The 23,682-nt window shown below is 66.9% G+C and carries 21 protein-coding genes, 1 tRNA gene and 4 pseudogenes; 17 read left to right on the top strand and 9 right to left on the bottom strand.

Going from position 1 to position 23,682, the window contains the following annotated elements:
• Nucleotides 1-269 (top strand): annotated as a pseudogene (locus B3587_RS04970) (dehydrogenase); the annotation flags it as partial.
• Nucleotides 270-281: 12 nt separating this feature from the next.
• On the opposite strand, the gene radA reads toward B3587_RS04970, so the two are convergent.
• The gene (gene radA / locus B3587_RS04965; RefSeq protein WP_292726877.1) at nucleotides 282-1,670 is read right to left on the bottom strand and encodes a DNA repair protein RadA; all 1,389 of its coding nucleotides are present in this window, start codon (nucleotides 1,668-1,670) and stop codon (nucleotides 282-284) included.
• A 214-nt stretch (nucleotides 1,671-1,884) separates the two neighbouring features.
• On the opposite strand from radA, the gene B3587_RS04960 reads away from it, so the two are divergent.
• Nucleotides 1,885-2,286, top strand: coding sequence for an HsmA family protein (locus B3587_RS04960; protein ID WP_292726876.1), 402 nt, complete (start codon nucleotides 1,885-1,887; stop codon nucleotides 2,284-2,286).
• Between the two features lie 6 nt (nucleotides 2,287-2,292).
• Here the strand turns inward: B3587_RS04960 and B3587_RS04955 are convergent, their stop codons facing one another.
• The 4 genes and pseudogenes from B3587_RS04955 to B3587_RS04940 form a co-directional block, all read right to left on the bottom strand.
• Nucleotides 2,293-3,243 (bottom strand): L-lactate dehydrogenase, encoded by a 951-nt coding sequence (locus B3587_RS04955; protein WP_292726875.1) that lies wholly within the window; start codon nucleotides 3,241-3,243, stop codon nucleotides 2,293-2,295.
• A gap of 24 nt (nucleotides 3,244-3,267) precedes the next feature.
• A pseudogene (locus B3587_RS04950) lies at nucleotides 3,268-4,655 on the bottom strand (MFS transporter).
• A gap of 182 nt (nucleotides 4,656-4,837) precedes the next feature.
• Nucleotides 4,838-5,362, bottom strand: a complete 525-nt coding sequence (locus B3587_RS04945; RefSeq protein ID WP_228177457.1) for a ferritin — start codon at nucleotides 5,360-5,362, stop codon at nucleotides 4,838-4,840.
• A 50-nt stretch (nucleotides 5,363-5,412) separates the two neighbouring features.
• Entirely contained in the window at nucleotides 5,413-6,783 is a 1,371-nt protein-coding gene (locus B3587_RS04940; protein WP_292726874.1) for an amidohydrolase, read from the bottom strand.
• 156 nt (nucleotides 6,784-6,939) lie between these two features.
• Between B3587_RS04940 and B3587_RS04935 the strand changes: the two genes are divergently transcribed.
• The 4 genes and pseudogenes from B3587_RS04935 (at nucleotide 6,940) to B3587_RS04920 (ending at nucleotide 9,473) form a co-directional block, all read left to right on the top strand.
• Nucleotides 6,940-7,030: transfer RNA gene (locus B3587_RS04935), tRNA-Ser, on the top strand.
• 68 nt (nucleotides 7,031-7,098) lie between these two features.
• Entirely contained in the window at nucleotides 7,099-7,398 is a 300-nt protein-coding gene (locus tag B3587_RS04930; protein ID WP_292726873.1) for an SDR family NAD(P)-dependent oxidoreductase, read from the top strand.
• Between the two features lie 30 nt (nucleotides 7,399-7,428).
• Nucleotides 7,429-7,845: pseudogene (locus B3587_RS04925) on the top strand (TSUP family transporter); the annotation flags it as partial.
• A 107-nt stretch (nucleotides 7,846-7,952) separates the two neighbouring features.
• Nucleotides 7,953-9,473 carry a CoA-acylating methylmalonate-semialdehyde dehydrogenase gene (locus B3587_RS04920; protein ID WP_292726872.1) on the top strand — a complete coding sequence of 507 codons (1,521 nt, stop codon included), beginning with the start codon at nucleotides 7,953-7,955 and terminating at the stop codon, nucleotides 9,471-9,473.
• 14 nt (nucleotides 9,474-9,487) lie between these two features.
• On the opposite strand, the gene B3587_RS04915 is transcribed toward B3587_RS04920, so the two are convergent.
• Nucleotides 9,488-11,044: a PucR family transcriptional regulator gene (locus B3587_RS04915; protein WP_292726871.1), complete on the bottom strand. Its 1,557-nt coding sequence runs from the start codon at nucleotides 11,042-11,044 to the stop codon at nucleotides 9,488-9,490.
• Between the two features lie 43 nt (nucleotides 11,045-11,087).
• On the opposite strand from B3587_RS04915, the gene B3587_RS04910 reads away from it, so the two are divergent.
• The 9 genes from B3587_RS04910 to B3587_RS04870 all read left to right on the top strand — a co-directional run bounded on the left by B3587_RS04910 (nucleotide 11,088) and on the right by B3587_RS04870 (nucleotide 19,319).
• Nucleotides 11,088-12,401: an aspartate aminotransferase family protein gene (locus B3587_RS04910; protein WP_292726870.1), complete on the top strand. Its 1,314-nt coding sequence runs from the start codon at nucleotides 11,088-11,090 to the stop codon at nucleotides 12,399-12,401.
• A gap of 10 nt (nucleotides 12,402-12,411) precedes the next feature.
• Nucleotides 12,412-12,789, top strand: a complete 378-nt coding sequence (locus tag B3587_RS04905) for a cupin domain-containing protein (protein ID WP_292726869.1) — start codon at nucleotides 12,412-12,414, stop codon at nucleotides 12,787-12,789.
• 52 nt (nucleotides 12,790-12,841) lie between these two features.
• Nucleotides 12,842-14,269, top strand: coding sequence for an NAD(P)/FAD-dependent oxidoreductase (locus tag B3587_RS04900; RefSeq protein ID WP_292726868.1), 1,428 nt, complete (start codon nucleotides 12,842-12,844; stop codon nucleotides 14,267-14,269).
• A 210-nt stretch (nucleotides 14,270-14,479) separates the two neighbouring features.
• Nucleotides 14,480-14,644, top strand: coding sequence for a hypothetical protein (locus B3587_RS04895; protein WP_292726867.1), 165 nt, complete (start codon nucleotides 14,480-14,482; stop codon nucleotides 14,642-14,644).
• Between the two features lie 176 nt (nucleotides 14,645-14,820).
• Nucleotides 14,821-15,651 carry an ABC transporter permease gene (locus B3587_RS04890; protein WP_292726866.1) on the top strand — a complete coding sequence of 277 codons (831 nt, stop codon included), beginning with the start codon at nucleotides 14,821-14,823 and terminating at the stop codon, nucleotides 15,649-15,651.
• Complete coding sequence (locus B3587_RS04885; protein WP_292726865.1) at nucleotides 15,648-16,472, top strand: ABC transporter permease; 825 nt, start codon at nucleotides 15,648-15,650, stop codon at nucleotides 16,470-16,472. Before B3587_RS04890 ends, B3587_RS04885 begins: the two co-directional genes overlap by 4 nt.
• Nucleotides 16,465-17,265, top strand: coding sequence for an ABC transporter ATP-binding protein (locus B3587_RS04880; protein ID WP_292726864.1), 801 nt, complete (start codon nucleotides 16,465-16,467; stop codon nucleotides 17,263-17,265). The genes B3587_RS04885 and B3587_RS04880 overlap by 8 nt, the downstream gene beginning before the upstream one ends.
• Nucleotides 17,262-18,113, top strand: coding sequence for a PaaX family transcriptional regulator C-terminal domain-containing protein (locus B3587_RS04875; protein ID WP_292726863.1), 852 nt, complete (start codon nucleotides 17,262-17,264; stop codon nucleotides 18,111-18,113). The genes B3587_RS04880 and B3587_RS04875 overlap by 4 nt, the downstream gene beginning before the upstream one ends.
• A gap of 174 nt (nucleotides 18,114-18,287) precedes the next feature.
• Complete coding sequence (locus tag B3587_RS04870) at nucleotides 18,288-19,319, top strand: endonuclease/exonuclease/phosphatase family protein (protein ID WP_292726862.1); 1,032 nt, start codon at nucleotides 18,288-18,290, stop codon at nucleotides 19,317-19,319.
• Here the strand turns inward: B3587_RS04870 and B3587_RS04865 are convergent.
• The 3 genes from B3587_RS04865 to B3587_RS04855 all read right to left on the bottom strand — a co-directional run bounded on the left by B3587_RS04865 (nucleotide 19,309) and on the right by B3587_RS04855 (nucleotide 22,407).
• Nucleotides 19,309-20,169 carry an ABC transporter permease gene (locus B3587_RS04865; RefSeq protein WP_292726861.1) on the bottom strand — a complete coding sequence of 287 codons (861 nt, stop codon included), beginning with the start codon at nucleotides 20,167-20,169 and terminating at the stop codon, nucleotides 19,309-19,311. The two genes, B3587_RS04870 and B3587_RS04865, sit on opposite strands and share 11 nt — an antisense overlap.
• Complete coding sequence (locus B3587_RS04860) at nucleotides 20,166-21,143, bottom strand: ATP-binding cassette domain-containing protein (protein ID WP_292726860.1); 978 nt, start codon at nucleotides 21,141-21,143, stop codon at nucleotides 20,166-20,168. The genes B3587_RS04865 and B3587_RS04860 overlap by 4 nt, the downstream gene beginning before the upstream one ends.
• 88 nt (nucleotides 21,144-21,231) lie before the next feature.
• A complete protein-coding gene (locus B3587_RS04855) occupies nucleotides 21,232-22,407 on the bottom strand; it encodes an alcohol dehydrogenase catalytic domain-containing protein (protein WP_292726859.1) in 1,176 nt (391 codons plus the stop codon).
• A gap of 148 nt (nucleotides 22,408-22,555) precedes the next feature.
• Here B3587_RS04855 and B3587_RS04850 point away from each other — a divergent pair, with 148 nt between their 5' ends.
• Nucleotides 22,556-23,428, top strand: coding sequence for a GTP-binding protein LepA (locus tag B3587_RS04850; RefSeq protein WP_292726858.1), 873 nt, complete (start codon nucleotides 22,556-22,558; stop codon nucleotides 23,426-23,428).
• 73 nt (nucleotides 23,429-23,501) lie between these two features.
• Nucleotides 23,502-23,682 (top strand): annotated as a pseudogene (locus B3587_RS04845) (LLM class F420-dependent oxidoreductase); the annotation flags it as partial.

Raw genomic sequence — 23,682 nt, 5'->3', positions numbered from 1 at the left:
GCGACAATCCGCTGGATGTCGGGGAGGTGTGGACGTACCGCGACCCGAACACCGGTCAGGTCGCTCTGCTGCTGTTCAGCGATGCCACGAACAAGCCCGCGACGCTTCCGCCAGCGGTCGCGCTGATGCCGCCGGCCAGCCTCATGACGTTCCTCGAGGTGCACCGCGACGAGATCACGACGGTCTTCTTCGACCTCGCAGGCCCGCATCCGATGCAGGCGAGCCCCGTCGACGTGCTGGCAGCGCTCGAGGTCCGTGTCGAGGACTGACGCCGCGGGCTGCTAGAAGCCCGGCTCGTCGTCGGGCCTGCTGCTCGATTCTCGGCGTCGCCCCGGTCGCACGGCGTGGAGACTGAGGTCGCCGAGTGCCCCGCGGAGGTTCTTCGATCCGGCGTCGACCACCGTCCGATAGCCGAGCCGTTCTGCCTCGGCGCGCCGCTGTGCGGCCTGCATCACCGGCCGGACCTCACCTGCCAGACTCAGCTCGCCAATGGCCGCCGTTCCCTTGGCAAGAGCTGTCTCGCTGACGGCGTTGGCCACGGCCACCGCGATCGCGAGGTCTGCCGCGGGCTCGACCAGGCGCACCCCACCGACCGTTGAGACGTACACGTCATGGTCACTGACGACAACGCCAGCGCGGCGTTCGAGCACGGCCAGGACCATCGCCACCCGTGACGCCTCGACGCCGTTGACAATGCGGCGCGGGTTGGGCGCTGAGGTCTTGATCGTCAGAGCCTGGACTTCGACGGGGAGCGCCCGGCGCCCCTCCATCGCAATCGTGACGCATGTGCCCGCGACCGGGTCTCCATGTCCGAGGAAGAGGGCGCTGGGATCGGCGACCTCCTGGATGCCGTCGCCTGTCATATCGAAGCAGCCGACCTCATCGGTGGGCCCGAACCGATTCTTGAGCGCGCGGACGAAGCGCAGCGAACTCTGCCGGTCACCCTCGAAGTGGCAGACGACGTCGACCAGGTGCTCCAGGATGCGGGGCCCGGCGATCGAGCCGTCCTTCGTGACGTGTCCGACGATGATGACGGGCAGGCCTCGGTCCTTCGCCACGCGAATGAGGGTCGACGCGACCTCTCGCACCTGCGACGGGTGGCCCGCCGCGCCTTCGTGCATCGCCGACGAGACCGTCTGCACCGAGTCGACGATCAGGAGGCTTGGCTGCACCTCATCGACGTTGCCGAGGATCGTGGCCAGGTCGGTCTCGCTCGCGAGATACAGCTCGTCGTGCAGGGCCCCCGTGCGTGACGCCCGCAGCCTGACCTGCGCGACCGACTCCTCCGCGCTCGCGTAGAGCACACGGTGACCGGATGCCGCGGAGTGTGCCGCGACATCCAGCAACAGCGTGGACTTGCCGACGCCCGGCTCGCCGGAAAGCAGGATCGCGGCGCCGGGTACGAGCCCACCGCCGAGGACGCGGTCGAACTCGCCGATGCCGGTCGTGCGGCGGGGAGCATCGGATGCCGACACCTGCGTGATCGGCTGAGCTGCACGCTCTGCGCTCGGCGTCGCGGGGGCGAGTGCCCGAACGATCCCGGTCTGTTCGGCGGCTTCGACGACGGTGCCCCACTGCTGGCATTCGCCGCACCGTCCGACCCACTTGGCCGTCGTCCACCCGCACTCGGTGCACCGGAACGGGGCGGTGGTCGTCGGACGCTTGGCCATGCGATCAGGCTAGTCGCGGCATCCGACACCACCGCCCGGGCACGCCCTGCCCTGTGGCTAACTCCTCAAATCCGGCGGTGGCGGGGCTCGGACGGCGGTCGCGGAGCCCCGAAGACGGCAGTCTTGAGGAGTTCGCCACGCGCGCGAGGCATCGGTTACGGATGCCGACGCAGCTATCCCTTCAGTTCTGCTGAAGCATTGCTAGAGTCTGCACATGCTCATCGCAGCCATCGTCATCATCACCCTCGCGCTCGTCTTCTACTCCATCGGCGTGTGGGCGGAGCGCATCCAGCGCACGCTGCGCTGGTGGCACGCGGCGTTCTTCGCACTCGGACTCGCGGCAGACACCACGGGCACACTCCTCATGTCGCAGATCGCCGGCGGCCGCCGGGCCGCGGGCGTTGCGGCGAGTCCGCTCGACACGCTCATGAGCTGGACGGGTCTGGCTGCCATCATCCTCATGGCCATCCACTTGCTGTGGGCGGTCATCGTGCTCATCCGCAATCGTGAACACGAGAAGGCGGTGTTCCATCGCTTCAGCATCGTGGTCTGGGCGATCTGGCTGATCCCCTACATCGCAGGTGCTGCCGCGGCGATGGGCGGCGGCGGGAGCTGATCCGGATCAGCGCAGCGAAGAGGCTACCTCGCGCAGGGCGTCGGCCGACCGGCGCAGCAGCGCGAGCTCGTTCGGCGAGAACGGTGTCTCGCGGATCGGGAACGCGCCGCGGGAGTTCACGATCGAGGGCACGGAGAGAGCGACGCCATCGATCCCGTGGAAGTCCTTCAGCACGGTGCTCACCGGCAGGACCGCGTGCTCATCGCTCAGGATCGCCTCGATGATCCGAGCCGACGACAGCCCGATCGCGTAGTTGGTCGCGCCCTTGCCCTGGATGACCTTGTAGGCGGCATCCCGAACATCGACGGTGATCGCGTCGAGCTCATCGACCGTCATGCGGGGGTGGCCCTCCGACTCCCAGTCGAGGATCGGAACCGTCCCGATCATCGCGTGGGACCACAGCGCGAACTCGGTATCCCCATGTTCGCCGATGATGTGCGCGTGAACGCTCGAGGTCGCCACCCCAGCGCGCTGAGCGAGCTTCCAGCGCAGCCGGGACGTGTCGAGTACGGTTCCCGACGCGAACAGTCGCTCCGGAGGAAGCCCGGTCTCCTCCTGTGCGAGCACCGTCAGCACATCGCACGGGTTGGTCACGATGACGTAGACCGCGTCGGGGGCCACCTCCAGCAGCTGGGGGAGCATCTTTCGCAGGATGCCGGCATTCACGCCCGCAAGCTCGATGCGGCTCTGCCCCGGGTTCTGCTTCGCGCCGGCGGTGATCACGACGACGTGCGAACCCGCGGCTACCGAGATGTCGCTGCCGCCGGTGATGTCGCTCGTGCCGGTGAACAGGGTGCCGTGAGCGAGATCGAGAACCTCGGCATCCACCTTCGCGGTATTGATGTCGTAGAGGGCGACATGGCGGGCTGAGCCGCGGATGAGGGCGGCGTAGGCGGCGCTGGATCCGACGCTGCCGGCGCCGACGACGGTGACTTTCGAGTTCTCGATCACACTCATGAGGGACAGTCTTACAGGTCGGTGTTACGCGCCGGTAGCCGGCTCCGCCCGCTTCTCGACTGGTGCGACGTCGGAGTTCCGGATGCCGAGGAACGACACGATCCCGCCAGCCACCATGAGTCCGGCGGTGACGATCGCGGCGCGGTGGAATCCGTCAAGATCGAGGCTGCCGGCGACGATCGTCGCGAGCGTCGCGATGATGAGAAGCCCGGCGATGCGCGCGATGGCGTTGTTCACGGCGGAGGCGATGCCGGAGCGGGCCGGATCCACCGCGCCGAGGATCGCCGCGGTGAGGGGCGAGACCGTGATGGCAAGCCCAAGTCCAAAGAGGATGAGCCCCGGAAGGAGTTGGAGCCAGTAGTTGACGGGGTCGGTGACCGTGAGAAGCAGCAGCGATCCGCCGGCCATCACGAGCGGTCCGACGGTCATGAAGATCCGCGGCCCGAAGCGGTCGGACAGGGACCCCATCGATGCACTCAGCAGCACCATCATGACGGTGGTCGGCAGGCTCGCAAGCCCCGCGAGAGTCGCCGAGAACCCAGCCTCCTGCTGCAGGTAGACCGTGACGACGAAGCCGTTGAGCGAGAGCGCTGCGTACACGAACAGGGTCGCGATGTTCCCGGTCCAGAAGTTGCGGATGCGGAAGAGGTCAAGCGGCAGCATCGGCGCCGTTGCCGACCGCTGACGCCAGAGGAAGAGCGCGAACAGAAGGATGCCGGCCGCGAACGTCCCCCAGATCACGGGCGATCCCCATCCGAGGTTCGGTTGTTCGATCAGCGCGAAGACCGCCCCGCCGAGTCCGAAGGTGCACAGGGCGGCGCCGATCCAGTCGATGCGAGCGTCGGGGCGGCGCTCGTCGCGCTCGCCGAGGGTGTGGAGGAGCCACAGGGTGATGCCGATCGGTACGACGTTGATGACGAACGCGAACCGCCACGACAGGTAGTCGACGAAGACGCCGCCGATGAGGGGCCCGACGATCATGGCGCCGGTGGTCATGGCCGTCCAGATGCCGATCGCCCGGCCGCGCATCGCGCCGTCGAAGCGCGAGGTGATGAGCGCCAGCGAGCTGGGAACGAGGAACGCGCCCGCCGCACCCTGCACGGCGCGGGCGATGATCAGGATGACGGGGTCTGGCGCGATCGCGATCACGACGGATGCCGCGGCGAATCCGTAGAGGCCGATGCGCAGCACGAGCAGCCTGCCGAAGGCATCCGAGATCGAACCGGCGAGCAGGATGAGTGATCCGAGGGTGATGAGGTAGGCATCCACCACCCACTGCTGGGTCGTGAGCCCGCCGCCGAGCTCGGTCTCGATCGCGGGAAGGGCGACGCGTTGATGAGCGTGCCGTCGAGGAACGCGACGAACGATGCCAGGATCGCAATCGTGAGGATGAGTCGCTGCGATCGACTCATGCGAGATGCCACACCGTCACGCTACGCGCTTCGCGCGGCGGTGGGGTCGCTCAGATCAGCCCGCGATCCGATCAGCCCGCGCTCGCCGAGCCCACACCTCGCGCGTCGAACCCACACCTTTTCGCGGCCGGATCCTGTGGGCTCAAGGCCGAAGGTGTGGGTTCGACGGATGGAAGGTCGGGCTAGAGCGCGCCGCCGGCAGCGGGCGGGGCGTCGGCTTCGGTCGAGTCGCCGTTCGGCATGTCGCGAGCGACGAAGTTCTCAATGTCGAAGAGGTTCGTGGTGCGCTCCGCGATGTTGAGGAGCGTGGTCATCGACGCGACCTCCTCAACCTGTTCCTTCAGGAACCACAGCATCGCCTGCTCTCCCAGTCCGTCGCTCTCGGCGCGGGCCGCGGCGAAGAGCGCCTCGATCTGTGACGAAACGCGCTTCTCCTGCTCGAGTGCCAGGCGGATCGGCTCGGCGTGGTCGGCGAAGTCGGTGCGCACAGCCGGAACGCCGGGGATGGTCACGCCCATGTCGCGGTCGAGGCGGTACTGGATGAGCATCATCGCGTGGTTGCGCTCTTCGACGGACTGGCGGTAGAAGTGGCGCGCGAGCTGCGGCAGGTCGTGGTCGTCGTACCAAACGGCGATGGCGATGTACTGCTGGCTGGCGGCGAACTCGTGGCCGATCTGCTCTGACAGCAGCTGGTCGAACGTGGTCATGACACTCCGATCGGGTCGCGAAACTCTCCCTCCCATCCTGGCAGAGTGCGCTACTGCGAGAACAGTCCGGCGGGGTCGCCGACCGAAGCGAGGTACGCCGCGCGACGCTCGAACAGTGCGGGGACGCGCCCGCGGACCTTCGCGATGAGTTCGCCCAGATCGGCGGTGGTGAGGATGCCGTCGGCGACGACCGTGCGACCGGCGACGACCACCCGATCGACGTCGCTGCCGCGGACGGCGTGCACGAGGTTGTGGTGGATGTTGGCGTGCGATCCGGCCGGCAACAGGGGAGTCATCCGGGGTGTATCGGTCCGCACCGCGATCAGATCGGCCTGCTTGCCGGGTTCGAGGGAGCCGAGCCGGTCCCCCTGACCGATGGCCCGCGCCCCGCCGATCGTGGCCATTTCGAGGACCTGCCACGAGTCCATGGCTGCGGCATCCATCTTTCGCAGTTTGCCGAGCAGGGAGGCGACTTTCATCTCCTCGAACATGTCGAGGTTGTTGTTCTCTTTCTCGCCATCGGTGCCGATGGCGACGTTCACCCCGGCCTCGAGCATCTCGGCGATCGGCGCGATGCCGCTGGCGAGCTTCATGTTGCTGACGGGGTTGTGGGAGACGCCGACTCCGCGCTCAGCGACCAGCTCGATCTCGTCGGCGTCCAGCCAGACGGCGTGAGCGATCATGGCGCGGGGCGTGTCGAAGAAGCCCATGCGCTCGAGGGCATGCATCGGTCGCAGGCCGGTGCGCTCGGCGAAGATCCGCACATCCAACTCGGACTCGCTGCAGTGGGTGTAGATGCCGGCTCCATAGTCGCGGGCCATCGCGACGGCGCGGGCGCGGCCGGCGTCGTCGGCGTAGAACGGATGCTCCAGCCCGACCCAGGGCATGATGCGCCCACCGCCGGCACCCGTCCAATCGCGCAGCATCCGCTCGTTGTCGTCGAGGGTGTCGAAGTAGTCGAAATCCGGGTGCTCGCCGACATAGTTGACGGTCACGAGCCGGTTGCCGAGTTCGACCGCGGCGCTCGCAGCCCGGTCCATGTAGCGCCACATATCCACGACCGTCGTCGTGCCCGAAAGCAGACCCTCGGCGTAGCAAAGCCACGCGGCAGCCGCGGCGTCGTCCGGCTCAAGCACCCGGTGCATCGGATCGATGTGCACGCGCAGCCACTCGTACACCGGCAGGTGCTCGGCGGTGCCGCGCAAGAGACCTGAATGGTGGTGGCCGTTGATCAGGCCCGGCATCAGCACCCGGTCGGCGAGGTGCGTGTGCGCGGCATCCGGATGCAGCTGCAGCAGTTTCTCGCGAACCCCGACGCTGACGATGGCGTCGCCGTCAATCGCCACGCCCGCATCTGTGAGGACGCTGCGAGAGGCATCCATCGGAACGAGGATGTCGGCGGTGAGGAGGTGCACGCTCATGGCTTCCGTTCTGGCGCCGCAACCGATGGCGACGCTCGCTGCCCGCGACGCTATCGCCGGTTCATGTCGGCGCGGTTTCGACGGGGTGTACCGCGTGCCGGATGCCGCCGCGACCAGGATTTCTGCGGGGCCGCGGCGTGTCGTAAGCTGGACGACGGTGACGTGTCCGAGCGGCCGAAGGTGCAACTCTCGAAAAGTTGTGTAGGGTAACCCCCTACCGTGGGTTCAAATCCCACCGTCACCGCCATGCGCAAGGCCTCGATATCCGCAGAATCACGCGGGAATCGGGGCCTTCGCCATTCGCCAATCGGCACGGTGACGGGCGCGCCCGAGACCGTCGACAGATACGGCCGCCTCGACGTGCTGGTGAACAACGCGGCAGCGCCGCAGGGCGATGATCGGGCAGACATCGAAGAGGTGCCGGTGTCGACATTCGACCGGGTCGTTGCCATCAACCTTCGCGGGACATACCTCATGTGTCTAGCTGCGGTCCCCGTGATGCGTCGACAGCGCTATGGGCGGATCATCAACATTGAGTCGATGGCCGGCGTCGAAGGCGGGGCTCCCGCTGACTCCGCGCCGGAGACGAAGGGCGTGACCGTCAGCACGATGTGAGGATCAGGTGGACGGTGTCGGCGAGACGCCCTGCTGGTGGTTATCGCGTTCACGCTCTGGCGGCGTAGATCCCGCGCGGATGCCGACGCGGTTCCGGGCACGGTGGCGGCGGGTTTCTACGGGGTGATGGGCGGATTCACGACGATGGTCGCCAACGCCGCTGGGCCCGTGATGTCGATGTACTTCCTCGCCGCTCGGCTTCCGGTTCACGTGTTTCTCGGCACTGCGGCGTGGTTCTTTGCGGCCGTGAATGTCGCGAAGGTTCCGTTCTCGATCGGCCTCGGGCTCATCACACCGCAAGGCCTGCTGATCGATCTGATCCTCGTGCCCGCGGTCGTCCTCGGTGCGCTCGTGGGCCGCCAGATCGCATCCGCCATCAGCCAACGCGTGTTCGAGTACCTGGTGATCGCCCTCACGATCATCGGAGCCGTATACCTGCTCATCTGATGCATAGTCATGGACGGGGAACATGCCGTGCCGGTGTGGCATCCGCGTCGAACTCGCGTGACAGATTGTCGATCGGTCGGTCCTGACCGGTGACCTAACCTGACGACATGGCAGAACTCGACCTCCCGACCATCCCTCACTGGATCGACGGCGCACCGACGGCGTCTAGATCCGGGCGCACGGCACCGGTCTTCAACCCCGCCACCGGCGTGGTCGCGGCTAACGTCGCGCTGGCCGACCAGACGGAAACTGACGCTGCCATTGCATCAGCGCGACGTGGCTTCGAAGAATGGTCGACGTGGTCGGTCGCCAAGCGGCAGGGCGTGCTCTTCGCCTTCCGTGAATTGCTCAACGCGCGAAAGCCGGAGCTGGCGGCGATCATCACCGCCGAGCACGGCAAAGTGCTCTCCGACGCGATGGGTGAAATCCTTCGCGGCCAGGAAGTCGTGGAACTTGCCACCGGCTTCCCGCACCTGATCAAGGGCGCCTACTCAGAGAACGCTTCCAGCGGAATCGACGTCTACTCCCTCAAGCAGCCGCTGGGCGTCGTCGGCATCATCAGCCCCTTCAACTTCCCCGCGATGGTCCCGCTGTGGTTCGCCCCCGTCGCCATCGCAGCGGGCAACGCCGTCGTCCTCAAGCCCAGCGAGAAGGATCCGTCGGCCGCGCTCTGGCTCGCAGGGTTGTGGAAGGAAGCGGGCCTGCCCGATGGCGCGTTCACCGTCCTGCAGGGTGACAAGCTCGCTGTCGACGGGCTCCTGAACTCGCCGGTGGTCGAGTCGATCAGCTTCGTCGGCTCGACGCCGATCGCGCAGTACATCTACGAGACCGCCGCCCGCAACGGCAAGCGCGTTCAAGCGCTGGGTGGCGCCAAGAACCACATGCTCGTACTGCCGGATGCCGATCTCGACCTCGTCGCCGACCAGGCTGTCAACGCCGGCTACGGCGCCGCGGGCGAGCGGTGCATGGCCATCAGCGTGGTCCTCGCGGTAGAGCCGGTCGCCGATGAGCTCATCGCGAAGATCTCGGATCGCATCGCGAAGCTCACCGTCGGCAACGGAGCGCAGACTGGAGACGCCGAACCCGACATGGGGCCGCTCATCAGCGACCAGCACCGCCAGAAGGTGGCTGGGTACGTCGACATCGCCGAGGCTGATGGCGCGACGATCGTCGTTGACGGCCGCTCGCTGGTCGTCGACGGTCACGAGGACGGGTTCTTCTTCGGACCGACCCTCATCGATGGCCTTCCCACCACCAGCCGCGCCTACACGGAAGAGATCTTCGGTCCCGTCCTGTCGATCGTGCGGGTCGAGAGCTTCGATGAGGGAGTCGCGCTGATCAACTCGGGCGAGTTCGGAAACGGGACCGCCATCTTCACGAACGACGGTGGCGCCGCCCGGCGATTCCAGAGCGAAGTCCAGGTCGGCATGATCGGCATCAACGTGCCGATCCCCGTGCCGGTCGCGTACCACTCGTTCGGCGGATGGAAGAAGTCGCTGTTCGGTGATGCCAAGGCTTACGGCGTTCACGGGTTCGACTTCTTCACGCGCGAGAAGGCGGTCACCGCGCGATGGCTCGACCCGGCTACCCACGGCGGGATCAACCTGGGCTTCCCGCAGAACACTTGACGCGCGTCCGGCCCTTAGCGGGCGGCTGGGGAGAGTTCCAGCGCTGCCCACAGCTGAGCGCGACCGCTGAAGCTCGATAGGTCCAGGTTCAGCACGTCCCCGAGCTCGTCGATGCGGGCGCGCAGCGTGTGTCGGTGGATGTCGAGAGCGCGAGCGGCCGGATCCCACGCGGTGTTGGCTGCGAACCAGGCCCGCGCAGCTGCGAGGAGGCGCTCGCGGTGATCCTCGGGCAGGTGATCCAGCGGTGCGAGCATGCGACGGGCGACGAGTTGACCGCCGCTGGTTCGCAGCATGCCGATCACGCCGCGGTCGGCAATCGCTGAGAACTCGACGACGCCAGGCGCACGGGCCTGCTCGGCGGCGTGAGCTGCCTCGTCCAGCGCGCGGCTCAGGCCAGCCCACCGGTCAAGGTCGGCGAACCCTGCGGCGGTGTCATGCTTGCGCAGCACGTCTGCGACTCCCACGAGTGCTTCGCGGGAGGCCAGGATCAGCAGATCCTCCGAGCGTTCGGCGAAGAACAGTGCACCCGGCTCGGCCGTCGCGGCAAGCTCGAGCTCGTCGAGAAGCGACTGACTACCGGTGAAACCGATCACCTGACCGGCCAGAAGGGGCGGTGCCGGCATCCGTCCCCACAGCGCCGTCGCGGAGCGCGCAGCTTCGTCAGTGCGGCCAGCCAGGAGCAGCTCGATGACTCCGGTACGCACGCGCAGGCGCGCATCCGAGACGGCGCGCTGTTGCTCCAGCGCGATGCTTGCCAGGGCGATGACCGACTCGACGAGATCGCTGTGGGCGGAGTCCAGTGGGGTGTCAGCCCCGACGGCGAGCACGCCGCCCAGGCGCCCGCTTTGGCCAATCGTCTGCAGCGTCGCGGCGAGGGGCTCGGTGATGCGAACGCTCGCCGGCTTCGACTTGCGAAGCAGCACCCGAGACTGCTCTTGGACCGCGGAGTCCACGGATGCCGGAACCTCCGCGATTCCAGGGAGGCTGAGCGGTCTTCCTGCGGCGTCGAAGAGCGCGACCCACGTGCCGAGCCGCGATGAGAGGGTCCGCAGGATCGCCCGGAGCCCGTCTTGGCGCACAGCTGCCCTCGCCAGTGCTCGCTGCGACTCCAGCGTCCACGACAGCCTCGCGCTCCGGTCGGCGGCTTCGGCATCCGCGACGTGTCGGATGATGCCGATGAACGGCGTCGTGCCGGGCACCTCGATGAGCGGGATCTCGTGGCGCTCGCAGGCCGCCGCGAGTTCGGCGGGCACCGCCGCATGGATGACGTCAATCGCAAATCCCAAGCCCGCCACTCCGCGCTGCTGGAGCCGGAAGCAGTAAGCCTCGGGAGAGGTCGAGCCCGGTCCGGTGAATTGCCCGCCGTCGGTCAGGAGGAGCTGCCCGGGTTCGAGCCACGGCGTGGGGTCGGGCAGGTCCGAGTTGTGGACCCAGGAAATGGCGCGGTCGAGGTGATCAGCATCGAGATCACCCACGGCGCGCAGGCCGAACGCTCGAACTGCCAGAAGGGAGCGCAGCGTGGTCGGAATCGTCGTGCCAATCTGTCGATCGAAGAGTGTGCGGTACGACAATTGTGAACTATGCGAGCTGGTTCGGCGGAGCACACTAGGGGGCATGGCTCTCACTCCTGACGACACGAACGCGAGCATCAGCGAGCGCGACCGATCGAGCGTCTTCCACTCCTGGTCCGCACAGCGCTCCCTTGCTCCTCTGCCGCTTGCCGGTGGTAGCGGGAGCGAGGTCTGGGACGTCGATGGTCGCCGCTACCTCGACTTCTCGAGCCAGCTCGTCAACGTGAACATCGGCCACCAGCATCCGCGGGTCGTCGAGGCCATCCAGAAGCAGGCAGCGCAACTCACGACAGTCGCACCGGCTCACGCGAACGCCACTCGTGCGCGCGCCGCCGAGTTGATCCTGGAGCGTGCACCGGAGGGCTTCACCAAGGTGTTCTTCACCAACGGTGGGGCCGACGCCAACGAGAACGCGATCCGCATGGCACGGCTGGTCACCGGGCGCGACAAGGTCATCTCGACATACCGCTCGTACCACGGCAACACGGGCGCGGCGATCGTGGCCACCGGCGACTGGCGTCGGATCCCCAACGAGTTCTCGCGCGGCCACGTGCACATCTTCGGGCCCTACCTCTATCGGACGGAGTTCTGGGCGACCACTCCCGAACAGGAGAGCGAGCGAGCACTACGGCACCTCGAACGAACCATCCAGGCCGAGGGCTCCGACTCCGTTGCCGCGATTCTGCTTGAGACGATCCCCGGAACCGCCGGCGTGCTCGTTCCGCCGCCCGGATACCTCGCCGGAGTCCGCGAGATCGCCGACCACTACGGCATCGTCTTCATCCTCGATGAGGTGATGGCAGGCTTCGCGCGCGCCGGCGAGTGGTTCGCGTTCGACGCTTTCGACGTGACGCCCGACCTCATCACGTTCGCGAAGGGTGTGAACTCCGGCTACGTGCCGCTGGGTGGAGTGGTCATCTCGGATGAGATCGCGCGCACGTTCGATGACCGGGTCTTCCCCGGCGGCCTCACGTATTCCGGTCATCCGCTTGCTGCCGCCTCAGCCGTCGCGACGATCGAGGCGATGGCCGACGAGAACATCGTGGAACACGCGGCCCGCATGGGCACCGACATCTTGGGCCCGCGCCTGCGCGAGATCGCCGAGCGTCATGCCGTGGTGGGCGAGGTGCGGGGGCGCGGCGTCTTCTGGGCCGTTGAACTCGTTGCCGACCGGCAGACGCGCGAACCCCTCGGGGCCGAGCGCATGGCGGCGCTCAAGAAGGACCTTCTCGACCAGGGCCTCCTCGGGTTCTTCGCCGAGAACCGCCTCCACGTCGTGCCACCGGCTGTCGTCACCGAATCGGAACTGGACCGAGGCCTCACGATCATCGACGCGGCGCTAGGTCGCCTCGGCTGAGGATGCCGCGATGACCACCCTCGAACCCTTCCAGCCGCTCGTTGTGGCGGATCTGGGCGTCGCGGGCACTCCAGTTTCCGACGATCTTCGACTCGAGGGAGAGCCCAGCACGGGCTTCGTCGATGTTGCAGTGGTCGGTGGCACCACGGTCGGGATTTGGGAGATGACTGCCGGCTCGATGCGGGACATCGAGGCTGACGAGGTGTTCGTCGTCGTTTCGGGCGAGGCGACCGTGGAACTCATCGAGGAGCACGGGCGGGTCGACCGGACGATCGAGCTGCGCGCCGGGTCTCTGTGTCGACTCGAGTCAGGAATGCGGACGCGGTGGCACGTGCCCACGGTCCTTCGAAAGGTCTACATCGTGCCAGATCTCGAACCGGAACCATGACCCGCCTCGCGACTGCGGGTGGGACCCAGACCACCAACGAAAGAGGATGCCCATGAGCGCGACCACCGCATACGGCCATGAGATCCGCACTGACCTCGGCACCATCCGCGGCGCGTTGGCGGAGGCATCCACCACCCCGTTTTGGCTCGACGATCCTGACCGTCCCGCCCCACGCGGTGCAGTCTCTGGCCGGGTGTCCACCGATCTGCTCGTGGTGGGCGGGGGGTTCGCCGGGCTCTGGACAGCACTGATCGCCAAAGAGCGTGACCCGAAGCGGCGCGTCGTCCTGGTCGAGGGAAACCGTATCGGCTGGGCCGCGAGTGGTCGAAACGGCGGCTTCTGCGAAGCGAGCCTCACTCACGGATGGGAGAACGGGGAGCTGCATTTCGCTGACGAGATGCCGGTGCTGAACCGCCTCGCTGACGAGAACTTCGCTGGGATCCGCGCAGCGATCCAGCGCTACGGGATCGACGCCGAATGGGAGGAGACCGGTGTCCTGACGGTGGCCACCGAGCCGCACCAGATCGGCTGGCTCCGGGAAGCTGCCGATCGCTCCCCGAGCGAGACGTTCCTGGAGGGCGAGAGCCTTCGTGAGAAGGGGAACTCCCCGCTCTACCGCGCGGGACTGTTCGGAACGGATGGCGTCGCCTATGTGAACCCCGCCAAGCTCGCGTGGGGGCTCGCGGCGGCTGCCGAAGATCACGGTGTCGAGATCTACGAGCGGACGCGGGTGACTCGCCTTCGCCCCGATGGCGTAGGCATGGTCGCCGAAACCGCACAGGGCGAGATTCGTGCGAGCCGGGTGGCCCTTGCCACCAACGTCTTCTCGTCATTGCTGCCCGAACTGCGGCTGTTCACGGTGCCGATCTACGACTACGTGCTCATGACGGAGCCGCTGAGCGCCGACCAGCTCGCCGCGATCGGCTGGACCGAGCGTCACGGCATCACCGATTCGTCGCGGGAGTTCCACTACTACCGAAAATCGTCTGACAACCGGATTCTGTTCGGCGGGTATGACGCGGTCTACCACCGCGGCAGGCGCGTCAGAGCGGCGCAGGATCAACGCCCCGAGACCTTTGAGCGACTCGCTGATCACTTCTACGGCACGTTCCCGCAGCTGTCCGGCATCCGGTTCTCGCACAAGTGGGGTGGTGCGATCGACATGTCCACCCAGCTCGTCGCGTTCCACGGGTCGGCTCGCGGCGGGCGCGTCGCCTATAGCGCCGGGTACACGGGGCTCGGTGTCGGAGCAACGCGGTTCGGTGCAGAGGTCATGCTCGACCTGCTCGAGGGACGCGATACCGAGCGCACGAGGCTGAAGATGTCGCGCAAGCTCCCCATCCCGATTCCGCCCGAGCCGCTGGCCTACCCGCTGATCCAGATGATGCGCCGAGCCGTTGCCAAGTCGGACCGAAACGGCGGGAAAGACGGTCCGTTGCTGAGGCTTGCCGGACTGTTCGGCGTGGGCTTCGACTCCTGACGTCGGGCGGGGAGAAGCCCTCTCGGGGCGGACGGGGCGTCGCGAAAAAGTTCAACTGTTTTGTGACGGTCGTCGATAAACTCTTGACAGACGGCACGTACCGTCGCACTATGGCTGCGACGGTACGACGCGGTGCCGCTGGCGTGAACCAGGGCCAGTACTGCACCGGTGGAACCGCTCTCACCCCTGTTCGCCAACGAGAGGCCTCCGATGAAGAAGAGTCTTGCAACACTCGGCGCGCTTGCCGCCGCAGCCCTGTTCCTTTCCGGATGCACCGACTCCGGTGCGGCCCCGGAACCGACCGAAACCATGACCGAGGGAACCGGGGAGCTGACCACGGTCCGCGTCGCCGCGCTCCCGATCGCCGAGACCTGAACGTCGCTGATCTCGAGGAGTTGGCCTCTCTTGCGGTCGGATACGGGGTCTTGGACGCTGAGCCGAACTTCGACACACTCATCCAGGAGCAGTAACGGATGGCGGAAGGGATGCCGCTCACCGGCGGCATCCCTTCCGCGTCCCCGCCCCCTGACTGAGCTACCCGAAGGACAACCATGGCTACCGCCACCGCTCCGGCCCCGACCCGGAGGCGCCGGAGCGCAAACGCAGCGCGATCGGCCCGCAAGATCGGCCTCGGCCTTCTCGGCATCCTGGGCATGCTCGCCACCTGGCAGCTCATCCCGACGCTGGGAATCGTCAACCCGCAGTATCTGCCGTACGCCACGGAAACGCTCGCCAACCTCTTCGGCGAGATGCGAGACCTCGAGTTCTGGCGAAACGTCGGCCGCACCCTGAGTCTGTGGGGCACGGGCCTTGCGATCGCCACCGTCGCCGCAATCGTGCTCGGAACCCTCGTCGGGCTCTCCCGCTTTCTTCGCAAGGCGACCCACACGACCGTGGAGTTCCTGCGCCCGATCCCATCGGTGGCGCTGATTCCGGTCGCGATCCTGATCTTCGGACTGCAGCCCCAGGCAGGACTCGTGATCATCGTCTACGCCACCTTCTGGCAGGTGTTCGTGCAGGTGCTCTACGGGGTCGCCGACATCGACACCGTCGCCCGCGACACCGCGCGCAGCTATGGCCTCTCGACCTTGTCGCAGTTCCGCAGCCTCATCTTTCCGACGTCGCTGCCCTACCTCATGACGGGTCTGCGTCTGGGAGCAGCTGTCGCCCTCATCCTGACGATCACGGCAGAGCTCGTGATCGGCATCCCCGGTATCGGGAGCCAGATCACTACCGCACTCACGGTCGGTGACTGGCTCACCGTGTACACCTACGTCCTCGTCTCTGGAATCCTCGGCCTCATCGTCAATCTGCTCTTCCGGTTCATCGAGCGTCACGCGCTGTCGTGGCATCAGTCAGTGCGCGGGGAGGAAGTGCTGTGACCCTCTACACGACGACAGTCGTCACCCCGCCGCCCGCTCGCCGACGCTGGAAGGGCTTTCTGATCCAGGTCGGCTACGCCATCGGTTTTCCGATCGTCCTCATCGTCGCGTGGGCGATCTGGACGGGGATCTCGCCTCAGAAGTTCTTCCCACCGCCCCTGACGATCCTGGAAGCGTTCGTCGACACGTGGATCGGGCCGGCATTCTTCACCGACGTCATTCCGAGCCTGTATCGCCTCGCGCTCGGCATCATCCTCTCGATCGTCATCGGCATCGCCGCGGGAACACTCATCGGACTCGTCCGGTGGCTGCGGGAGCTTCTCGAGCCGACGCTCGAGTTCTTCCGCGCCATTCCCCCGCCGGTGATCATCGCGCCAGTTCTCATCATCTTCGGCATCGGGGATGACGCGCGAGTGATCATCATCGTCGCCGGCTCGATCTGGCCGATCCTGCTGAACACGATCGAGGGAGTGCGGGCCACCGATTCGGTGATGACAGAGACTGCTCAGTCGTTCGCCCTCACCCGATGGGAGCGGCTCCGATATCTCGTCTTGCCGTCCGCGAGCCCGCGGATCATGGCTGGCGTGCGGCAGTCCCTGTCGGTGGCGCTGCTGCTGATGGTGATCTCCGAGCTGTTCAACAACGCGTCCGGGCTCGGATACAAGATCAAGTACTTCCAGACGAACTATCTGATCGCCGAGATGTGGAGCGGCGTGCTGTTGCTGGGTCTGATCGGCGTGCTGCTTGCCACTCTGTTCGGCCTGGTCGAGCGGCGGGTGCTGCGGTGGTATCACGGAATCAAGGAGGTGGAGCGTGCCTGACACGTTGCTCAAGGTCGAGAACCTGAAGAAGACGTACGAGTCATCGACCGGAATCGTCGAGGCTATCGGCGACATCAGCTTTGCGATGCACCAGGGCGAGCTGGTGTGCATCGTCGGACCGTCCGGTTGCGGGAAGACGACGCTGCTCAAGTGTGTCGCGGGTCTGCTGCGACCCACCGCCGGCGTCATCGAACTCGACGGGCAGCCAGTGACCGATCCGCCCGAGAACATGGCGCTGGTGTTCCAGGAGTATGGCCGCTCGCTGTATCCGTGGTTGACGGTGCGCGGCAACGTCGAACTCCCGCTGCGGCACAAGAAGCTCTCGCGCGCCGAGCGGGATCGGCTCATCGACGACGCTCTGCACGCGGTGGGCCTCGACCACGCTGCGAAGAGCTATCCGTGGCAACTCTCGGGCGGGATGCAGCAGCGCGTCGCGATCGCCCGCGCCGTCGCTTACCAGCCCGAGGTTCTCATCATGGACGAGCCGTTCGCCGCGGTGGATGCCCAGACGCGCGCCGACCTCGAAGACCTGGTACGCACGCTTCATCGCGAGCGCGGGATGTCGATCCTGTTCGTGACGCACGACATCGATGAGTCTGTCTACCTCGGCGAGCGGGTCGTCGTGCTCTCGAAGTCGCCCACATGGGTGCAAGAGGATCTGCACATCGATCTCCCCGAGGACCGCGACCAGATCACCACCCGCGCGATGCCGCGCTTCACCGAGCTACGCACCCACGTGTACGAGCAGATCCAGCGCGCCAAGCGCGGCGAGGCCGTGCGGGCGCAGGGATGAGTACCGCGTCGTCGCCGCTTCTCGGCAGTCGATCTCCGCGCGAGCTGGCGCTGGCGCTGCTGGGTGAGTATGTGCTCGATGACCCGGACACGTGGGTGCGTGCGGGACTGTTCATCGAGGTACTCGAGGGGGCCGGCATCCAGCCCCCGGCGACACGCGCGGCGCTGGACCGTCTGGAGCAGAACGGCATCCTGCGTCGAGAGCGGCACGGGCGTGAAGTGTCGTTCGTCCTGACCACCGAGGGTGCGGCGATGCTCACCGAGGCAGGCGAGCGTGTGCGCAACCCGCAGCCGCTGCATGCTGATGGCGACGGTTGGACTCTCGCGACGTTCAGCGTTCCCGAGGGGCAACGGACGCTGCGCCATCGGCTGCGCTCCACGCTGACCTGGGAGGGATTCGCCCCGCTCCGCGACGGCCTTTGGATCGCACCGGGAGTGGTCGACCTGCAGCGAGTCCTTGCGAGTCTGCTCCCTGAACTTGGCACCGGCCTGGTCGCGTTTCACGCGCGCGAACTCGACGGCTTCCCGATCGCGGATGCCGTGAGAACAGCGTGGGACATCGACGCTATCCACGCCGCGCACGTGGGCTTCATCGATGCCTGGTCGGACTCCGCCGTCGCAGATGCGTCAACTGCACTCTCGATGCGGGTAATGCTCGTCGCGGACTGGCTCGCCCTCGTCCGCACCGACCCGGGGCTCCCGCGAAACCTGCTCGAGCCGGAATGGCCTGCTGATCGCTCGCTCAGGCTGTACCTGCGCCTCCGAGATGAGACCGCCGCTCCCGCTGCGCGGGAATTCGCCCGCCAGGCCCCGGCCGCAGGCGGGCTGGCCGAACCCGCTATCCGCTGACCCCGCAGCCAGGATCAGCTGCTGCTGCACCGACATGGCGATGGCGAGAAGAAGCGGATTCTCGCCAGGCGGTGACAAGCGAAGGGTTCCAGGAACCAAATCGCAGGGATGACGTACCCCCGCCGGAGACGCGGTTCGCAGGATTCCTGGACCGGCGGATGATCTACTGGCCCAGTGGCTGACGATGAACTCGCTGAGTCCTCCGACTACGCGAGGTTCGAGACCCATGACCGGCGGCGCCGCCCGCTGTCGCGGCGCTCGCTCGTCTGGATCGTCATCGCGGTAATTCTGGCGGTTCCGGCCGCGATGCTGCCACACCTGGATGCGCTGGCCGGGGGCATGATCCCTATCGCGCAGTCGCTGCTTCCGGCGGGAGCGCTCGGACTTCTCGTGATCGCGGTCGTCGCGGCAGTCTCACGAGCCTGGATCGGGGCCACCGTCCTCGTGGCCGGCGCCGTGCTTTCGGTGGTTCCGGTGCTCACCCCCGTCCGCGCAGCCGAGTGCACGGCGTCGACGCCGCTGACCGTGCTGTCGTTCAACGCGAAGTTCGCCGGTGCGGATCCGGGTCAGCTCGCCGACCTGATCCGGGACGCGGGAGCCGACGTCGTGGTCCTCGTCGAAACTGATGAGCACCTGATCAACCAGATCCTGGACGGCGAGGGTCTCGCCGAAACCCTTCCTCACCGGACGAAACAGGTCAGCACCAACGCCTACAAGGGAAGCGTGGTCCTCTCTGCCCATCCACTCAGCGCCGAGGAAGACATCCCTGGGAGCGTGTTCGAGCAGGTGAGCGCGGTTGCGACGCTTCCGGACGGGACGGCAGTACGGGTGGCGGCCGTGCACCCGCCGCCACCGGTCGGCCAGCCCGAAGACTGGTACGAGGCTGTCACCGCAATCGATGAGTGGATCCAGGCCACGAGCGATCCGAGTCTGGTCGTCGCAGGAGACTTCAACTCGTCGTTCTCCCACCCCGTCTTCCGGCGATTGACCGCCGACCTCGCGACAGCGGCTCAGGCGGCGGGCCCGATCCCGTGGCCGACGTGGCCGCAGGAGAAGCCGGTGCCGGCGTTCACGGCCATCGATCACGTTCTCGCCCGCGGCGCCGTTCCCAGGGGCTGGGCAAGCGCCTACATCGAGGGAAGCGACCACCGGGCAGTCATCGCGAACTGGGCCCTTTGTGACTCCGCCCGAGGCGTCAGCGGCTGAGCGAAGCGAAGCGGCGGATCGACAGCGGAACGAACACGACCAGCATCACGATGGTGATCAGCAGCACATAGACCACCGGATGCTGCAACGGCCAGGCGTCAGTTGCCGCACTGCCGCTGGGCGCGTTGCCGAACAATTCTCGGGCCGCTTGTACGAGGGCCGAAACCGGGTTCCACTCGGCGATCACCCGAAGCGGGCCCGGCAGGTTCTCGCTCGGCACGAACGCGTTCGAGATGAAGGTCAGGGGGAACAGGATGAGGAATGAGGCGTTGTTGATGACCTCGGGGCTGCGCACGATCAGCCCGAGGAACGCCAGCACCCACGACAGCGCGTAGGCGAAGACCAGCAGCAGCCCGACCCCAGCCAAGAACTCGAGGGGCGAAGACTCGACCCGCCACCCCACGACGAGGCCGGTGAGCATCATGACGATCAGGGAGAGAACGTTGATGACGAGGTCGCCGACCGTCCGCCCGATCAGCACCGCCGACCCGCTCATCGGCAGGGTGCGGAAGCGGTCGATGATGCCGTCTTTGAGGTCCTGGGCCATCGCCGAGCCCGAGTATGTTGAGCCGAACACGATGGTCTGCGCGAAGATCCCCGCCATGAGGAACGAGGTATAGCTCTCTCCCGGTACCTGAATCGACGAGCCGAAGACGAACGTGAACAACAGCACGAACATGATCGGCTGAATGAGGGTGAAGATCAGGATGTCGGGAACCCTGGTCAGTTTCTTCACGTTGCGCCAGGTGGTGACGTAGCCGTCCGAGAGGAATCGACTGAACGCCGTACCGGGTCCCGGCTGCAGAGTCTTGCTCGACGCTCCCGTGGTGCGCGCAGTGCCGGTGCTCATGCCGCCTCCTCCTCATCCCCAGCCTGCTCAGCGGCATGACCCGTGAGCTGCAGGAAGACGTCGTCCAATGTCGGCCTGCGCATTCCGGCGTCGTGCAGTTCGACCGCTGCCGCAGCAGTGTCGGTCATGATGCGCGAGAGCGCGTCTGCTCCGTTGCTGACCGGCACCACCAGGCCGCGGGCCCCGTCCGACGCGACCGGCCCCGAGCCGTAGCGCGAGAGGATCTCGCGCATCGCGTCGGCGTCGCTTTCGCTCACGAGGCTCACCGCGATCCGCTGGCCACCGACCGAGGACTTCAGCTCGTCAGCGGTGCCCTTCGCGATCACGCGTCCGTTGTCGATGATCGAGATCGAGTCGGCGAGGCGGTCTGCCTCCTCCAGGTACTGCGTGGTCAGGAGCACTGTCGTGCCGCCGGCGACGAGCGTCTCGATCACGTCCCACAGCGCGAGACGACTGCGCGGGTCGAGCCCCGTCGTCGGTTCATCGAGGAAGAGGACCGGCGGGTTGATGACGAGCGCGCCGGCCAGGTCGATGCGGCGCCGCATCCCACCCGAGAATCCCTTTACCGGTCGATTCTGGGCATCCACCAGGTCGAACAGCTCGATGAGCTCACGCGCCCGCTGCGCCGCCCGGCGCCGCCCGAGGTGGTACAGCATCCCGACCATGAAGAGGTTCTCGAACCCGGTGAGGTTCTCGTCGACCGCAGCGTATTGACCGCTCGCGCCACTCATCCGACGGATCTGCTGCGGGTCGGCGAGCACGTCTACGCCGTCGATCGTGGCCGACCCGGCATCCGGGCGGATGAGCGTCGTCAGCACCTTGACCGTCGTCGTCTTGCCCGCGCCGTTCGGCCCGAGCAACGCTGCGACGGTTCCTTCGGGCACGGACAGGTCGAGCCCGTCGAGAGCGCGGACGACCGGCGCGCCCCGCGGGTGGTAGGTCTTGACGAGCCCGCTCGCCTCGATGAAAGCCATGGCACGGATCGTAGCGGTGCGCGGTGACATCGGAGGCCGGTGGCTCGTCGCATCTCGGGCGAGCGCAGTGCGGGCGCGCCCGCCCGGGTCACGGCTCGAGCACGACCTTGATGCATCCGTCGTCCTTCTTCTGGAACGTCTCGTAGAGCGCGGGAGCGTCCGAGAGGGGTGCGCGATGGGTGACGAGGTCCATCACGCCCAGCGGGTCTCGCGGGTCCTCGACGAGCGGAAGCAGATCGTCGGTCCAGCGCTTCACGTTGCACTGACCCATCCGCAGTGACAGCTGCTTGTCGAACATCGTCTTCATCGGCAGGATGTCGGCGTCTCCCGCGTACACACCCGAGAGCGAGACGGTGCCGCCCCGGCGGACGACGTCGATGGATGCGTAGGCCGATGCGAGCCGGTCCATCCCTGCCTTCTGCATGAAGGCCCGGGCCACGGGATCGGGCAACAGGCCCGTGGCGTGCTGGGCGAACTCCACGACGGAGTCGCCGTGAGCCTCCATTCCGACAGCATCAACCACGGCATCCGCGCCTCGCCCCTCGGTGAGGTCCCGCAGGAGCGCCACCACGTCATCGTCGAGGTCGTACGTCAGCACGCCGTGGCGCTCCGCCATGGCGCGCCGCTCGGCAACAGGGTCGACAGCGAGCACGCGGTAGCCGCGATGGACCCCGACCCTGGCCGCGAACTGGCCGACCGGACCCAGTCCCATGACCACGAGGGTGCCACCGTCGGGCACGGCGGCGTACTCCACGCCCTGCCACGCGGTGGGCAGGATGTCGCTGAGAAAGAGGTACCGGTCATCGGGGAGCTCGGAGCCGACCCGGATGTGGTTGTAGTCGGCCAGCGGAACCCGCAGGTACTCCGCCTGACCCCCAGGAACCTGACCGTAGAGCTTCGTGTAGCCGAACAGGGCAGCTCCGCTGTTGTACTCGGTCACCTGCGTGGTCTCGCACTGCGACTGCAGACCCCGGCGGCACATGAAGCAGTGGCCACAGGAGATGGTGAAGGGCACCACGACCCGGTCGCCGACCGCCAGCTGCGTGACCTCATCGCCCACCGCCACGACGACGCCCATCGGTTCGTGGCCCAGGATGTCGCCCCGGTCGATGAACGGCCCGAGCAGCTCATACAGGTGCAGGTCGGAGCCGCAGATCGCGGTCGAGGTGATCTGCACGATTGCGTCGGTCGGTGCCTCGATGCGCGGGTCGGGTACCTCGTCGACACTCAGCTCGCGTCGGCCCTGCCAGGTCAATGCCTTCATCGGTGCATCCTCTCGTCGTCGTCCGGACAGCGTTCGTTGTCCGTGGAGCCGACGCTAGGTCGCAGTCACACGCCCGCCGAGGGGCTTGCCGGGTCGGGAAAGCCGAGGTACGGCCCCACGGCCGCGGAGTGTCCCGCATGATGGATGCATGGCTGAGCCGGTGACGTCCCAGCGGATACTCGAGCACGTCCAGAGGCTCGGCGAGGAGCATCCGCCGATCGAACTGGACTCCGTCGACCGCGGCATCCGTGACCCGCGTGCCGTGGCCGAGCGGTACGGACACGTCATCGACTACCTCGCGCGGGTCGAGCTCGAGGTCGACCGCAACGTGCTCGAACTGCTCGTGCTGTTGCCCGATGTCAGCGAGGTCGACCGGATGTTCTACGCCGACGTGTGGCAGCCCCAGGAGATTCAGCACGGTCTGATCCTCGATCGGCTGCAGCAGGACCTCGGGCGTGCCGCCGCGGAGCCCGTGCTCGACGTGTCGTACAAGATGCGGATCATGGGCGCGCTCGCACACTTCTCCGCGATCCAAGACATCGCGCGGCTGCTCTACTACCTGACCGGCGCCAGCACCGAGCGGCAGGCGGTGCTCGCCTACAACACGATCCACAGCGGGATGACCGAGCTCGGTGAGACCGCGATCGCCGAGACGATCATCGCGCCCATCCGTCGCCAAGAACCCGGCCATTTCGCGTTCTACCGGATGAGCGCGACCGAACTCGTGCGCTCCGGGGCGCTGCGGCCGTGGCAGCTCTACCTCGCCCGCGTCCTGCGCGAGAAGACCTACAACCTCGTCGGAACGAACGGGCAGGACCGCTACCGCGCGCAGATGGGCGGCGTCGTCACCGCCCTGGGCTTCGACACCGACCTCGACAAGTACGCCCGCGAGGTCGGCCGCATCGAAGCACAGCTGCTGTGGGCGCACGAGCGGGGCATGGACTTCCCGCCGTACGTCATGCGGGCACTGCGCGAAAGCATCGACCTCTACCGTGAGCGGGGATTCGGCGACGCCGCGTGAAGCCACGGATGCCGACAGCGTCGTAACCTGACAGCGCGGCCGGATGCGGCATCCGACCTGGGACGGAGCTGACATGCAATTCGGACTGCACATCGCTGACTTCACCTTCGACAGCGGGCCGGCCCAGCTCGGTCCGACCCTCGCGCGGCATGTCCGGCACGCGGAGGATGCCGGAATCGGGCGCATCACGGTGATGGACCATTTCTGGCAGCTCCCCGGCATCGGCCCCGTCGAGCACGAGATGCTCGAGGCCT

It is taken from the genome of Microbacterium sp. UBA837 (assembly GCF_002296025.1).
Classification (GTDB): Bacteria; Actinomycetota; Actinomycetes; order Actinomycetales; family Microbacteriaceae; genus Microbacterium.
The sequence above is the reverse complement of the archived record's forward strand: the minus strand, read 5'-3'. Positions and strand labels throughout refer to the sequence as shown.